Origin of the sequence: Stenotrophomonas sp. 1278, assembly GCF_029892765.1 — a bacterium.
Taxonomy (GTDB): Bacteria; Pseudomonadota; Gammaproteobacteria; order Xanthomonadales; family Xanthomonadaceae; genus Stenotrophomonas; species Stenotrophomonas indicatrix.
Map to the genome: position 1 here is coordinate 1 of NZ_JARXWD010000029.1, position 14,111 is coordinate 14,111.

General features: G+C 68.0%; 11 protein-coding genes. 4 read left to right on the forward strand and 7 right to left on the reverse strand.

Annotated elements, in window-relative coordinates:
• Window positions 1–193: 193 nt before the first annotated feature.
• The 3 genes from M2299_RS18075 to M2299_RS18085 all read right to left on the reverse strand — a co-directional run bounded on the left by M2299_RS18075 (window position 194) and on the right by M2299_RS18085 (window position 3,134).
• Window positions 194–976 carry a helix-turn-helix transcriptional regulator gene (locus tag M2299_RS18075; protein ID WP_025874707.1) on the reverse strand — a complete coding sequence of 261 codons (783 nt, stop codon included), beginning with the start codon at window positions 974–976 and terminating at the stop codon, window positions 194–196.
• A 99-nt stretch (window positions 977–1,075) separates the two neighbouring features.
• A protein-coding gene (prfB, locus tag M2299_RS18080) for a peptide chain release factor 2 (RefSeq protein ID WP_099818762.1) occupies window positions 1,076–2,201 on the reverse strand; the annotation gives its coding sequence in 2 pieces (ribosomal slippage) (window positions 1,076–2,125 and window positions 2,127–2,201; 1,125 coding nt in all).
• A 90-nt stretch (window positions 2,202–2,291) separates the two neighbouring features.
• Window positions 2,292–3,134: a LytTR family DNA-binding domain-containing protein gene (locus M2299_RS18085; RefSeq protein WP_223486317.1), complete on the reverse strand. Its 843-nt coding sequence runs from the start codon at window positions 3,132–3,134 to the stop codon at window positions 2,292–2,294.
• Window positions 3,135–3,331: 197 nt separating this feature from the next.
• Here M2299_RS18085 and M2299_RS18090 point away from each other — a divergent pair, with 197 nt between their 5' ends.
• A complete protein-coding gene (locus M2299_RS18090; RefSeq protein WP_280884786.1) occupies window positions 3,332–4,621 on the forward strand; it encodes an acyltransferase family protein in 1,290 nt (429 codons plus the stop codon).
• Here the strand turns inward: M2299_RS18090 and M2299_RS18095 are convergent.
• Window positions 4,560–7,469 carry a VIT domain-containing protein gene (locus M2299_RS18095; RefSeq protein WP_280884787.1) on the reverse strand — a complete coding sequence of 970 codons (2,910 nt, stop codon included), beginning with the start codon at window positions 7,467–7,469 and terminating at the stop codon, window positions 4,560–4,562. The two genes, M2299_RS18090 and M2299_RS18095, sit on opposite strands and share 62 nt — an antisense overlap.
• 133 nt (window positions 7,470–7,602) lie before the next feature.
• Here M2299_RS18095 and M2299_RS18100 point away from each other — a divergent pair, with 133 nt between their 5' ends.
• The gene (locus M2299_RS18100; RefSeq protein WP_280884788.1) at window positions 7,603–8,652 is read left to right on the forward strand and encodes a DUF1176 domain-containing protein; all 1,050 of its coding nucleotides are present in this window, start codon (window positions 7,603–7,605) and stop codon (window positions 8,650–8,652) included.
• 40 nt (window positions 8,653–8,692) lie between these two features.
• On the opposite strand, the gene recJ is transcribed toward M2299_RS18100, so the two are convergent.
• A complete protein-coding gene (gene recJ / locus M2299_RS18105; protein WP_280884789.1) occupies window positions 8,693–10,450 on the reverse strand; it encodes a single-stranded-DNA-specific exonuclease RecJ in 1,758 nt (585 codons plus the stop codon).
• A 121-nt stretch (window positions 10,451–10,571) separates the two neighbouring features.
• Here recJ and M2299_RS18110 point away from each other — a divergent pair, with 121 nt between their 5' ends.
• Together M2299_RS18110 and M2299_RS18115 are read left to right on the forward strand one after the other, a co-directional pair.
• Window positions 10,572–11,615: a DUF1176 domain-containing protein gene (locus M2299_RS18110; protein ID WP_154880226.1), complete on the forward strand. Its 1,044-nt coding sequence runs from the start codon at window positions 10,572–10,574 to the stop codon at window positions 11,613–11,615.
• On the forward strand, window positions 11,560–12,681 hold the full coding sequence (locus M2299_RS18115) for a DUF1176 domain-containing protein (protein WP_165780891.1): 1,122 nt from the start codon (window positions 11,560–11,562) through the stop codon (window positions 12,679–12,681). Before M2299_RS18110 ends, M2299_RS18115 begins: the two co-directional genes overlap by 56 nt.
• A 36-nt stretch (window positions 12,682–12,717) precedes the next feature.
• Here M2299_RS18115 and M2299_RS18120 read toward each other — a convergent pair whose 3' ends face one another.
• Window positions 12,718–13,638 carry a phosphoglycerate mutase gene (locus M2299_RS18120; protein ID WP_025874723.1) on the reverse strand — a complete coding sequence of 307 codons (921 nt, stop codon included), beginning with the start codon at window positions 13,636–13,638 and terminating at the stop codon, window positions 12,718–12,720.
• A 3-nt stretch (window positions 13,639–13,641) separates the two neighbouring features.
• Window positions 13,642–14,106, reverse strand: coding sequence for a transcription elongation factor GreA (greA, locus tag M2299_RS18125; RefSeq protein WP_025874725.1), 465 nt, complete (start codon window positions 14,104–14,106; stop codon window positions 13,642–13,644).
• Window positions 14,107–14,111: the final 5 nt, after the last annotated feature.

The following is a 14,111-nucleotide window of genomic DNA, read 5'->3' on the forward strand; positions in this document are numbered from 1 at the left end:
GGTGTCGGAGTGCGGGGTGTCCGCGGCATGGATGCCGCGGCCAAGCCTACACGGACGTACTTGCGGCGTCCCCGCACTCCGACACCGCCCCGCCACCCCACGGAAAGCCCGCTGTTGCTGTTGCTGTTGAGGTTGCCGGCCAGCGGCCGGCACTACAGCAGGTGCAGGGCTGCAAGCCCTGCCAAACAACCCCTTACCTTCGCGGCAGGTAGGTCACCAGTGACAGGTCATGCCGGCTCTCCGGCACCAGCGCCACGTACTGCAGGTCCAGCAGCCCGCGCGTGGGATGGTTCAGCTTTTTCGCACCTTCGTCGAAACGACGCACATCGTGCTCGGGCCACCACTGGCGGAACTGCTCGCTGTGCGCACCGATGTCCTCGGCCAGTGCCAGGAACGGCGCCTTGTCCGGCGCCTGCGCCATCGCCGCGCGGAAGCTGGCCAGCAGCCCGCGGGTCATTTCTTCCCAGTTGAGGATCAACGTGCGGTAAGGCGGATACAGGAACATCAGCCGCAGCGTGTTGCGTTCGTGCGGCGCCAGCTGACCGTAATCAACAAACAGATCGGCGATGGCCGGGTTCCAGGCCAGGATGTCGAATCGGGTATTGCGCACGTAGGCGGGGATCGGCTGCATCGCCTCCACCAGCTGGCGCAGGCCGTCGGTCACCGTCTCGTCGGGCGATTCCAGCGGCACGCCATAGCCGGACAGCGCGAACGCGTAGGCGCGCTCGTCGTCGCTCAATCGCAGTACCTGCGCCAGGCGCTCCAGCACCTCGGGCGAGGCGCGCACTTCGCGGCCCTGCTCGATCCAGGTGTACCAGCTGACACTGACCCCGATCGCCAGTGCGACTTCCTCGCGCTTCAGGCCCGGCGTGCGTCGGCGGCCGGCTGGCAGCCCCAGCGTTGCTGGGTCGACCCGCGCACGGCAGGCCTTGAGAAAGCCTCCCAGTTCCTTGCGTTCGGCTTCACTGCGCATCATCGCCCTGCCCTGCAGGTTTCAACGGCGTTGCGGGACGCCGAAGACGTCCCGCAACGCATGGCCCGGGCAGCGGACGGTACCGCTGTCGCCGGGCACGCATCAGGCATCGATGCGCTTGGAGCCAACCGCCAGGCCGGCCTTCAGGCTGGCCTCGACGAACTCGTCCAGGTCACCGTCGAGCACCTTCTGCGTATCCGAACGCTCGATGCCGGTGCGCAGGTCCTTGATACGGCTCTGGTCGAGCACGTAATTGCGGATCTGGCTGCCCCAGCCGATATCGGACTTGGTGGCTTCCACCGCATCACGCTCGGCGTTGCGCTTCTGGATCTCCAGCTCGTAGAGCTTGGCGGCCAGCATCTTCATCGCGTTGTCGCGGTTCTGGTGCTGGCTGCGGCCGGTCTGGCAGGCCACGACCGTGTTGGTCGGGATGTGGGTGATACGCACCGCCGACTCGGTCTTGTTGACGTGCTGACCACCGGCACCGGACGAGCGGTACACGTCGGTCCGCAGATCGGCCGGGTTGATGTCGATTTCGATGTTGTTGTCCACTTCCGGCGACACGAACACCGAGGTGAAGCTGGTATGGCGGCGGTTGTCCGAGTCGAACGGCGACTTGCGCACCAGGCGGTGCACGCCGGTCTCGGTCTTCAGCCAGCCGTAGGCGTAGTCGCCTTCCACGCGGAGCGTGGCCGACTTGATGCCCGCGACGTCGCCACCGGACACTTCCATCAGCTCGGTCTTCCAGCCACGCGATTCACACCAGCGCAGGTACATGCGCAGCAGGATCTCGGCCCAGTCCTGGGCTTCGGTACCACCGGCGCCGGCCTGGATGTCGACGAACGCCGGGGCGGTGTCCATCTGCCCGGAGAACATGCGCTGGAACTCCAGCTTCTCCACGTGCGCCTGGTGCTTGTCCAGGTCGGCCACCACGGCCAGCGCGGTGTCCTCGTCCTGCTCGGACTCGGCCAGCTCCAGCAGTTCGGTGGCGTCGCTCAGGCCTTCCAGCACCGCGGCGATGCCGCCCACGGTCTTTTCCAAGGTCGAGCGCTCGCGCCCCAGGTTCTGGGCGTACTCGGCGTTGTTCCAGACGTCGGGGCTTTCCAGCTCCCGCGTTACTTCCTCAAGACGCTCTTTCTTGGCGTCGTAGTCAAAGATACCCCCGGAGCGACAACACGCGATCGGTCAGATCGGCGATGCGCTGGCGGACAGGATTCAGTTCGATCATGTCGGCGGTTATGCATTCAAAAGATGACTGCAAATGATACCGCAGGCCGGGGTGAACCGGCGCAGAAGCCGGTCCCGCCCTGCCACGCCCCTACCCGCCCAAGGCCTGGCGCAGCAACGGCAGCTGGCGCCGGCTGCAGGGCACCTTGGCCCCATCGGCCATGTGCAGCAAGGCCTCGCCGCCGTCCAGCGGCTCGATCGAGCGCAGCTGGTCACGGTTGACCAGCCAGCTGCGGTGGCTGCGTAGGAACAGGACCGGGTCCAGCCGCGCCTCCAGCACCGCCATGGTGATCCGCAGCGGGTAGTCATGCCCGCGCACCCGCAGGTTCACGTAGTTGCCGGCGGCCTGGGCGTACTCGACGTCGGCCGTGGCCACCAGGAACTCCTTGCCCAGCTTGCGCACCAGGAAATGGTCGGGGCGATCGACCGGTTCGACCGGCGGGCCCTCATCGGGGGCGGCCAGCAGGGTCGCTTCACCCTGGCGGCGGCGGCCGAACCAGGCCAGGGCATGGACTGCCGAGACCAGCAGCGCATAGGTCTGGATGTCCTTGAAGAACTCGTAGAACCATTGCGCCGGCCAGTCCCCAAAGGTGTAGTGGCTGCCAAGCACGGCGTGGGCGGCCTTGCGCAGCAGGACCATCGCACTCACATGCAGCAGCCACCACGCAACCGCGCCCAGCAGATACGGCGCCAAGCGCTGTCGCCAGGTATCGGTGTGCAGCGGCCAGCGCGACGCGGCGCGGATCAGCACCGCCAGCAGCAGCAGCGACACCAGCGCACTGCTGAACTCGTCAATCGTGGCCGCCATCCATTGGGAGGGCAGTCCATCGCGCGCCGCCATCATGGCCTTGGCCAGCACATTGGCCGCCGCCGTCCCCAGGAACAGTACGACCCAGAAAACGGCTGCCTGCCGCCCTTGCCTGCCGTTGCCCATCGATTCGCCACGCATGTCCGGGTCCTGCTGGTTGTACTCATCCATCACTGGATTATCGCCAACCACAGCCCCACTGACCCACGCCATTCGTCCCTCCGCCCCGCCATTGGGCCCTGCCGGGCATCCAATCGCCCCTTGCTGCTGGCGACAGCCCACAAGGACTTCCACTCTGCCAGGACGCCAACACGGATACCGCCATGACCCGCCGCCACGACCTCGACACCCTGCGTATCGGTGCCTTCGGGCTGTTGATCCTCTACCACGTGGCCATGGCCTACGTGGCCGGATGGGACTTCCACCTCAAGAGCATCCACACCGCGGAGTGGCTGCAATGGCCGATGATCGCGCTGAATCGTTGGCGCATGCCGCTGCTGTTTGCCATCTCCGGCATTGCACTGGGCCTGTGCCTGCCCGCGCAGGGCCGTTGGCGGTTCGCGTTGCGGCGCGGCGGGCAGCTGTTGTTGCCGCTGTTGTTCGGCATCGTCGCGGTCGTTTCGCTGCAGGCCTACTGTGAAGCGGTGGACAAGGGCGACGTCACGCCAGGGCTCGGTGCATTCCTGTGGCGCTACTGGCAGTTCCGGCCGTGGCCGGGAGCCAGCTTCACCGGTGCCGCCTATGGCTTCACCTGGAACCACCTGTGGTACCTGGCCTATCTGATCCCTTACACGCTGCTGGCGATCGTGTTGGCCAGCGTAGTGCGGCCGCTGCACCACCGCCTGCCGGGCCTGCCTGCGGGCGACCGCTGGGTGGCCACGCTGGGCCTGCTGCTGCCGGTGCTGTGGCTGGCGTGGGCGCTGCTGGTGATCCTGCCCGCCCACCCGCCAACCCATGCGCTGGTCGATGACCTGTACGTGCACGCCGAATCGCTGCCCCTGTTCCTCGGCGGCTTCCTCGCCGCGCGCTGGCAGCGCGGCTGGGATCTGCTGGTGCGCGGCCGGCGGTTGACCCTGGCGCTGGCCGTTGTCGGGCTGACTGTCGAACTGGGCATCCGCGCGTTGGGGCGGATGCCCGACCTCGGCGATCTGCCGCAGTGGGTGCTGGCGCTGCCGTGGGCGCAGACCGAGCGCGTTGGCCGAGCGCTGTACACCTGGTGTTCCCTGCTGGCCCTCTTCGGATGGGCGCAGGTCCTGCTAGCGCGGCCATGGCGTGGCCTGGGCTACTGCCGCGAGGCGGTGTTCAGCTGGTACATCCTGCACCAGACCGTGCTGATCGTGCTTCTGTACTGGTTGCGGCCCTTGCAGCTGGGCGCGTGGCTGGAGCCGGCGCTGGTGATTGTCGGCACCGTCGCCGGCTGCCTGCTGATCCACGAACTGCTGGTGCGCCGTGTGCGCTGGCTGCGGCCGCTGTTCGGGTTGCGTGCCGATCGCAACGGCGCAGTGAGCATCACGCAGGACCACAGCGCCGGCCGCCGGGCATGGCCCGGCGCTACCGCACCTCGAACTCGCCAACCAGCACCGTCTCGGCACGATCCTTCAGCCGCATCGTGATCATCTGGTCCTTCTGCTTCGGCGTGCCCCAATGGGTAGTCAGGCGCAGCATCAGCGTCGTCGCACCGGTCACCAGCTGCTGGCGGCTGCCGAAGTAGTTCGCCTCCACCTTGTACTTGCCCGGCTTGGCGTTGCGCAGCGAGAACTGTTCCGGACCATAGCCACCGGTGAAGTCCTGCGACATCTGCCCACCCTGGTAGGTCAGGCGGTTGCCGTAGTACGCACGCTCGCCGTTCGGGTCGGTGACCCACAGATCCATGTCGCTGTTGTCGGCATCCCAGGCCAGCACCACGCGCAGGTCCAGTGGCATCGCCTGCAGCAGGCGCGGGTCGATGCCGGTGGTATCCAGGCGCGGCTTGCTGCCGGCCACCAGGTTGGTCAGTTCATCCAGGGCGATCAGCGCAATGCCGTCGAAACGACCATCCCACGGCCGCACGACCACCTGGTACAGCGGCGCCAGCGCCTGCTGCGGCTTGCCCGCTGCGGACAGCGCCAGGCCCAGATCACGGAAACTCTGCGGTTCTTCCTGGCCCATCGCCAGCACCTGCTCGAACACCGGCACCGCCAGTGTGGGTGCATCGGCCTGCAGCAGGCGGTAGCCGAGAACGCGCAGCAGATGGCGGTTGTCCAGCTCCATCTCGGCCAGGTTGGACAGCACGCGCAGGGCAAGATCGCGCTGGCCCTGTTCGATCAACAGGTCGGCCACGTCGAGGAAGAACGCACTGCTGTTGGCGTTCGCAGCGCGCTCGGCCAGATAGCGGTCGTACAGTTGCGACGACGGTCCCTGGCGCAGGCGGCGGGCAACCGGCGAATCCGATTGCCAGGCGGCCAACCGGATTCCCAGCTGACCGTCATTGGCGGCGGCCGGTGCATTGGACGCCGTGGGTTCGATGGCAACGGCATCCATCGCGGCCTCCAGGCCCGCAGGTGCCCGCCGCGGCGGCGATCGACGGGCGCGCGCGCTGCTGGACTCCGCCCGCTGCTCGGCGGCAACGGCCATCGACGCTGGCGCGGGAGGAGGCGCGGCGAGCATCGCCACCGGGGCAGCCGCGTACGCGTCCTGACCGACCACTTCCAGCGCCTTCGCCTGCACGCGCATGCCCTTCGGCCAACGGCGGCTCCACCATTGCTGGCGCTGCTGCCACTGCGTCACCACCTTGTCCAGGCGCTGACGGTCGGCGGCATCGCGATCTGCAACCTGGCGTGCGAAGCGCTGGTCGTACTGGGCGCGCAAGGCACCTGCGGGGCGGATCGCGTAGCGCAGGTAGTCGTCCAGCGTTTCCAGCACGATCAGTGAAGTGTCCGGGCCCACCAGGCTGAACTGCTGCGACAGGCGCTGCATCGCCTCGCGATTGCCGCGCCGATCGGTCGACAACTTCTGCAGGCGTGCCTGTGCCCACAGGCCGGCCAGCAGATCGCCATCGGCGCTGGTGGAGCTCTCCGGCAGTGCCTGCCATTGCCCACCGGCAATGCGCACCCGCATCGGCACACCTTCGGCCGCCAACCGCGCATGCAACCACAGCCAGCCCTGGGCCTGGCTGCGGCGGTCGACCACCACGTCCTGCACGCCACGGCCGGCATCGATCTGGACATCCAGCGGCATCGACAGCAGCTCCCGTGCAGCGGCATCGATATCGCTGCCGAGCGCCACGAAACTGCCAGCATGCGCCTCGCTCCAACCGCGCAGGCGGGTGGCATCGGTGCGTGCGCCGGCACTACTGACCGCAAACAGGCGCTGATCGGCGGCCAACGCCGGCAGTGCTTGCGGCCCATAAGTCAGCAGGCCGTCGCTGACCATCAGGTACTCCTTCACCGAGGGCTGCGGCTGCCACTGCGCCAATGCACTGGCGCCATCCGGCTGCACCGCCATCAATGCGCGCCGCAGTTCACTCCAGTCACCGCTGCGTATACGGAAATGACGCACAGGCTCGGCGCGATCACGCAGCACGGTCAGCGCGACGTTGCCCTCGCCCATCGCAGCAAAGTAGCGATCCAGCAGCGCGAACTCGCGGGTGCGGTCGCGCTGGCCTGCGGAACCCGAACCGTCCCACAGCAGCCCCACTTCCGACGGCACACGGCGCGGCGCGGTCGACGTCGGCACCGGCAGCTGCGCCAACAGGTAGTGACCGTCCTGCCAGCGGGCAACCTGCACCTGTGCCTTGCGCTCGGCCGGCAGCGTCCATTGCAGCTGGGCCGGCAACTGCGCGCCACGTCCTTGCCAGTGCAGGCGGCCATCGGCGATGCGGAACGGCGCGCTTCCTGCCTCAGCCCCCTTCGGTGCCCGCACGTCCAGTTCGACGGCTGCGGCGCCGGCGACGAACTGCAGCGGCAGTGTCCAACGCCAGCCCTGCCCGGCATATGCCAGCGGCTCGCGTACGACCAACTGCACGCGGCGGCTGCCGCCGGCCGGCAGCGGATACACGCGCAGCCGGAACTGGTTGCCGGCGGTCTGCTCCAGCAGGCCCGGGTCGACGCCACGACGGGCGATCTCCTCGAACACCTGACGACCGCGGTCCTTGGGCACCGGTACTGCCTCGCGCAACTCGCCGTTGATGTCCAGGGCGAACCCCGTGATCTGCTGGCCCTCGGCCAGCGGGAACTGCAGCTCACCTTCCAGCACGCGCTGGTTGGGGTTATGGAACTCCAGGGTGATACGGGTCTGGGCGATACCGGCCTGGACCTCGCCTTCGATGCGGGCATGTCGCAGCTGCACGGGCTGTTCGGCGGCGGGCGCGATCAGCAGCGGTGTGGACGTCATCGGCGGTGCCGGACGCCGCGACGCCTGGGGCAGTGCCGGCCAGCTTGCCAGGGCCAACAGCAGTACGGTGCAGCAACGGGCGAAGACCATGACAGGACTCCAGTGGGATCGTGACTGCTTGAACGCACCAACCGGGAGGACGGGGTTAACGTGATTCGATGCTGGTTCTTCGCTGCCCCTGCGCGCACCATGTGCGACTTCCCGATCCCGTGCAAGGATGCCCATGCGTTCTCCCCTGCTTCCCACCCTGCTGGCCCTGTGCTGGCCGTTGGCCGCCGGCGCCGTCGATGCGCCTGCAGGCCTCTATTTCCAGCATCACGACTGGGTCGTGGCCTGCGACAACACGCGTACGTGCCGCGCGGCCGGCTACGCCAGTGGCGATGACAGCACCCTGAGCGTGCTGCTGACCCGGGCGGGCGGCCCCAATCAGGCCATCAGCGGTCGGATGTCGTTGCAGCCGATCGATGACCAGCCGCAGCCCAAGGGCGCGCTGCACCTGCGCATCCAGCAGCGTGACCTCGGTGTGCTGGCGCCGGCCACGGAGCCGCGTGTCCATGTGCTCAGCGCGGCACAGACCAGCGCAGTGCTGTCCGCGCTGGTGCGCGATGGTGGCATCGCGGTTGCCGATGCCGCCGGCCACACGTGGCCGCTGTCGGACAAGGGCGCAGCGGCTGTGCTGTTGAAGACCGACGAGTTCCAGGGCCGCGTGGGCACGCCGGGCGCGGTGATGCGCAAGGGGGCCGCTGCCGAAAGCAGCGTGCCTGCCGCCGTTGCCAAACCCGTGGTGCGCAAGGCACCGACGCTGTCGACGCCACCGGACGACCCGGCGTTTTCCAAGCTGGCCGCCTCGCCGGCGCTGCGTGCGGCGCTGCGCGCCACTCTGGAAGAACCCAGCTGCGAAGGCCTGCTCGACACCGACCCGGATCTTCCGATCAGCAATTCACCACTGCAGATCCAGCGCCTGGACACCAAGCATCTGCTGGTCAACGTCCCCTGCTGGCGCGCGGCCTACAACAGCGGTGATGGCTACTGGGTCATCGGTGAGAAAGCGCCCTACCAGCCGCAATGGGTGACCAGCGACGCGATCGACTACGGCGACGGACAGATCGTCGCCTCGCACAAGGGCCGCGGTCTGGCCGACTGCGTGTCGGATGAAACGTGGACGTGGGATGGCACCCGCTTCGTCGCGACCTCGGCGATCAGTGGCGGCCTGTGCCGCGGCGTTCCCGGGGGTACCTGGGAACTGCCGACGCGGGTGACCGACGTACGCTGACCCTTCCGAAGCGGTAGCGCCGGGCCATGCCCGGCATGGACTACGCCGGCAGGCAGTGCTCGACGATCAGCTGGATGGCGGCGCCGCCACGATAGTCATCGCAGGCGAGCCGGTAGGCGAGATGCACGTGGCGGCCGGGTGCATTGCCGTGCCAGCCACCGAAATGGATGGCGTTGATCGTGCCGGGTACGCCGGGCAGGCGCAGTTCCAGCTTCAGATGACGCTCCTTCAGCACGCGCCAGTTGGCCACTTCGAAGTGGCCATCGAACAGCGGCTCGGGAAAGCCCTGCCCCCATGGTCCCGCCAAACGCAGCGCATCGGCATGGCGATGATCGAGTTCGTCCGCGGCCAGTTCGCCGTCGCTGAGCACCTGCTGCTGCAGTGCAGCCGGGTCGAGCATCTCCAGCACGGTGGCGACGAACGCGGCTTCGAAGGCAGCCAGATGATCCAGACGCATGCTCAACCCGGCGGCCATCGCGTGACCGCCGAAGCGCTCGATCAAGCCGGGATGGCGTGCATCGACCAGCGCCAGCGCATCACGGATATGCAGGCCGGGGATCGAACGCGCCGAGCCGCGCAGGGTGTCGGCGCCCGGCTCGGCCGGAGCGAACGCGATCACCGGCCGATGCAGGCGATCCTTCATCTTTGAAGCAACCAGGCCAACCACGCCGGGGTGCCAATCAGCATCGAACAGGCAGGCCGCCACCGGGCGCTGCCCTGCGGTATCGAGCACCACCCGCGACAGCGCGTGTTCGGCGTCATCGGTCATCGACTGCTGGACCGCACGCCGCTCGGCGTTGATCTGTTCCAGCGTCTGCGCGATGTCGCGGGCCTGCCGCGGATCTTCGGTGAGCAACAGGGCAATGCCCAATGCCATGTCTTCCAACCGACCGGCCGCGTTCAAGCGCGGGCCAAGCCCGAAGCCGATGTCGGTGGCGGTCAGGCGTGCGGCGTCGCGACCACTGGCTTCGATCAGTGCCTTCAGGCCGACGCAGCCCTGGCCATTGCGCAGCCGGCGCAATCCCGCGCTGACCAGGGCGCGATTGTTGGCATCGAGCACCACCAGGTCGGCCACTGTGCCCACCGCCACCAGGTCCAGCAGCGTGGTCAGGTCCGGCCCTTTGCCATCGGCAAATACCCCCGCTTCGCGCATCTGCCGGCGCAGCGCCATCAGCACGTAGAAGATCACGCCGACACCGGCCAGCGCCTTGCTGGGGAAGGCGTCGCCGTCGAGGTTGGGGTCGACGATGACATCGGCCGGTGGCAGCTGTGGACCGGGCAGATGGTGATCGGTCACCAGCACCTGCCAGCCACGCGCCTTGGCCGCGGTCACGCCGGCATGGCAGGCAATGCCGTGGTCGACGGTGACCAGCAGATCCGGCTGCAGCGCAGCCAGCTCGTCCACCAGAGACGGCGACAGACCATAGCCGTGCACCATGCGGTTGGGCACTGCGTGGAAGACATGTTGCGCGCCCAGCATGCGCAGCCCACGCACACCAACCGCGCAGGCGGTGGCGCCGTCGCAGTCGAAATCGCCGACTACCAGGATGCGCTTGTCGGCGGCGATGGCTTGCACCAGCAGGTCCACTGCCGCGTCGATGCCGGTCAGCAGTTCCGGCGCATGCAGGTTGCCGAGCTTGGGCAGGGCCAGCTCCGGCGTCTGCGCACCGCGTGCGGCGTACAGGCGTGCCAACAGTGGCAACGTGCCCTCCGGCCAGCTATCGGGCGCGACTGCATCGCGACGGCGGATCATCGGGGTATCGGAAGACGGCAGCGCAGCATCGGCGGCAAGGGACATCGGCATCGCCGGGTTGCGGAAGACCCGCGCATGATACCCCGCTCGGCTCACCAGGCTCTTCCGGGCTTGGCGCAGGCGTGGCGATCGCCCATGCTTGTTCGCTTCTGAAACGGAATTCGCCATGTACCGCCTGCTGTCCGTACTGCTTGCCAGCCTCCTGCTGCCACTTGCTTCCCAGGCCGCAAACACGCCGCCAACCCCCGGTATCGAGTTCGTACACCACGACTGGTTCCTGGCCTGCGACAACACCGGCACCTGCCGTGCAGCCGGCTACAGCCCTGAAAAGGCGGACAGCCTGCTGGGCCTGATGCTGGAACGCGCCGGCGGCCCCGGCACGGCAGTGAAGGCGCGGCTGCGGGTCGGTGAGGATGGCGAAAGTGCAGTGCCTGAAGGTTCAATGCGCCTGCACGTGAACGGCCGTGATCTGGGCCCAGTGCAGGACACCGGGGCCGACGAGGCAGTGATGCTGCGGCCGGCGCAGGTAGAAGGCCTGCTGGCCGCCCTGCCCGGCCAGGCCCGTATCGAGGTGATCGACAGCAGGGGCACGCGCTGGCCGATTTCCGATCGTGGTGCCGCCGCGGTGCTGCTGAAAATGGACGAGGTCCAAGGGCGCGTGGGCACGCCCGGTGCGCTGGTACGCCGCGGCACGCGTGCCGAAGCGAGCGTGCCCGCCGCAGTGGCCAAGCCGGTGATCGTGCGCGGTGTGCTGGCGGCCGGCCGCCCCGGCGATAGCGGGCTGGGCAGCAGCGAAGCGCTGCGCGACGCGCTGATTGCCACGCTCGGCGACAACGACGACTGTCCGCGCCTGATCGAGTACAAGGGAACACCGGAAATGGTGATCGAGCGGTTGGACGACCACCACGTGCTGGTGCAGGCGTTGTGCCAGATGGGCGCGTACAACTACAGCAATGGCTTCTGGATCGCGCGCGATCAGCCGCCGTTCGCACCTGAGACGGTCACGCTGGAGGCAGAAGGCTTCTCGCGCTCCGATCGCACGTTGTACGCGCGCTACAAGGGCCGCGGCATCGGCGATTGCGTTTCCGGCTGGGACTGGGCCTGGGATGGCCGCAGATTCCAGCCAAGCAGTGCGTTCAGTACCGGTCTGTGTCGTGGCGTGGCGGGCGGGCACTGGACGCTGCCGACGCTTGTCAGCACGGTCCGCTGACCCGGAAACCTGGAACATGACTACGCTTCGATTTCCTCTACTGGCGCTGGCGTCACTGATGCTGGCACCTGTCAGCTTCGCCGGCACGCCCGCGCAGTTCACGTTCCTTGAACAGAACGGACACCTGGCATGCGATAACACAGGCACCTGCCGGATGGTGGCGTTCGGCCCACCGGCCGCGTTGATGCTGGGCGTGCTCATCGAGCGTGCCGCTGGACCAGACACCCCCGTGACGGCGCGATTGTCGCTGGCTGATGGCAGTGACGGCGCGCCCCGCAGCCCGCGGGTGCATCCAGAGGGCCGGCTACGGCTGCATGTGGATGGCGCGGACCTGGGTGATATCGGCCCGGTGGATGCGCTTGAGGCCGGCCTGGCTCTGGCACCACCACATGCGCAGGCGCTGCTGGATGCACTGGTGCGCGGGCGGCCGGTCAGGATGACCGACACGGCGGGCCAGGCATGGCCACTGGCAGAGAGCGGTAATGCCGCACTGCTGCTGAAGATGGACGAGGCACAGGGCCGCTTGCACACCCCAGGGGCGTTGGTGGGCAAGGGTTTGCGGCCGGAATCGCAGGTGCCGGCCGCACGGGTGGCACCTCGCCTGGTGCCGCCACCGCTGCTGGTTGAAGCCCACGACGAGGATGCCGCGCTGGCCGAACGTGCCGATCTACTGCAAGCGCTGCTACCGCGCGCCGAGGCCGGCGCGGGTTGCGCTGCAGCCTCTTCCCGCTACCTGCGCATCGAGCGGATCGATGCAACGCATGTGCTGGCGATGTTGAACTGCACGACCGGCCGCTACATCCGGCCAGCCGGCAGCTGGGTGATCCGCGACCGAACGCCCTTTGCGCCCGTGCCGATCACCGCATCCACGCTGTTCCCGCTCTACCCGCACGCCGTGTTCCTTGAAGAAGGCCTTGCAAGCGCTACGGACCGCTGCGGGACAGACCGGCATTGGGCGTGGGATGGAGCCCGCCTGGTGCTGGCGGCAACCTTCGTCGGCCGGCACTGCCTGGGCGCCGGTCAGCGCCACTGGCAACTGCCGACCTACGTTACGGAATTGCGCTAGGGCATCCGCCGGGCATAGCCCGGCGCTACCACCACGTCAGGCGTCGTGAAGCTGCCGTGGCTTCTTCCAGAACTGCCAGCGCTGGCCGCGATCCAGCTGGAACTGCAGGCCGTCCTCGAAATCCAGCACCAGCCGCTGCAGCTCGCCACGCTTGAGCGCGGCCAGCAGCGGCCGGATTGCATCGTTGCCCAGCTGCTGCAGCGAGCGCAGCTGGCGCAGGTCGACCAGTGCATCGACCGACTGCTCGCCATCCACCGCGACACCTGCGGCCTGGGCCAGGCCCTGCAGCAGCGCATCGCGGCTGCGCACCTGCGCGTGCGGCGTGGCCACCGATACCGGCATCACGCCACCACCCCAGAACCACAGCGAATTGATCGGCTGCTGGCCCTGCGCGGCGCGCTGCTGGTTCCACGAGTGGGTGTGCAGCAGCACCTGCGCTTCGGTCATCAGTGCGCGCCAGCGACGGCCCGCCTCGCCCGGCGGCAGGTGCGAGAACAGGTCATCACCCAGCACCTCGTCGGGGCTGTCGAACTCCGGCAGTTCAGTACCGATGGGCAGGCGCAGGTACCAGCGTGACGGATCGGGTGCATCCAGCACGAAGCCTGCATCCGCAAACAGCGGCTGCAGCACGGGCAGCAACGCCAGCGTATCGGCCAGGCTGGGCCGCAGCGTTTCGCCGTGGCCCATCATCCGCGCGCCATGCATGTCCGGCACCATGCAGGCCGGATCGGCACGCAGCCAGCAGGCGCCGGCGGCATCACCGACGTCACGCTGGCGGGTCAATGCGGCCACCGGCCAGTGCGGCGCGGCCACCGTGAAGTGGCGCAGCAGCTGCGCGCGTTCACCGGCGTCGCCCTGCGAGGTGGTGGCGCGGCCCAGGGCGCGCGCCACGTCATCCGGCAATGCAGCCACCGCAAAGCGGCTGCGTGCCGGCAACAGCAGGGTTGCCGTCGCCACGGATCAGTCCTGGTAGCTGACGCTGACGATCTCGTACTCGCGCTGGCCGGCCGGCGCATCGATCACGATCGAGTCACCTTCCAGCTTGCCGATCATCGCGCGGGCGACCGGCGAGGAAATCGCGATCAGGCCGAGTTTGATGTCCGCTTCCAGATCACCAACGATCTGGTACTTCTTCTCTTCGTCCGATTCCACGTCGGCCAGGATCACGCTGGCCCCGAACACCACCTTGGAGCCTGCATTGAGCTTGCTCACGTCGATGATCTCGGCGTGCGACAGCTCGCCTTCCAGCTGCTTGATGCGGCCTTCGATGAAGCCCTGTTCCTCGCGCGCGGCGTGGTACTCGGCGTTCTCCTTCAGGTCGCCGTGCTCGCGCGCTTCGGCGATCGCGGCGATCACCTTCGGACGCTTGACCGACTTCAGGTGATCCAGTTCGTCGCGCAGACGCTGCGCGCCCTTCATCGTGATGGGTG

Excerpts from the sequence above, each read along its gene's own strand:
- M2299_RS18075 (WP_025874707.1), bottom strand. The coding sequence starts at position 976 with ATGATGCGCAGTGAAGCCGAACGCAAGGAACTGGGAGGCTTTCTCAAG.
- M2299_RS18085 (WP_223486317.1), bottom strand. The coding sequence starts at position 3,134 with ATGGGCAACGGCAGGCAAGGGCGGCAGGCAGCCGTTTTCTGGGTCGTA.
- M2299_RS18090 (WP_280884786.1), top strand. The coding sequence starts at position 3,332 with ATGACCCGCCGCCACGACCTCGACACCCTGCGTATCGGTGCCTTCGGG.
- M2299_RS18095 (WP_280884787.1), bottom strand. The coding sequence starts at position 7,469 with ATGGTCTTCGCCCGTTGCTGCACCGTACTGCTGTTGGCCCTGGCAAGC.
- M2299_RS18100 (WP_280884788.1), top strand. The coding sequence starts at position 7,603 with ATGCGTTCTCCCCTGCTTCCCACCCTGCTGGCCCTGTGCTGGCCGTTG.
- recJ (WP_280884789.1), bottom strand. The coding sequence starts at position 10,450 with ATGTCCCTTGCCGCCGATGCTGCGCTGCCGTCTTCCGATACCCCGATG.
- M2299_RS18110 (WP_154880226.1), top strand. The coding sequence starts at position 10,572 with ATGTACCGCCTGCTGTCCGTACTGCTTGCCAGCCTCCTGCTGCCACTT.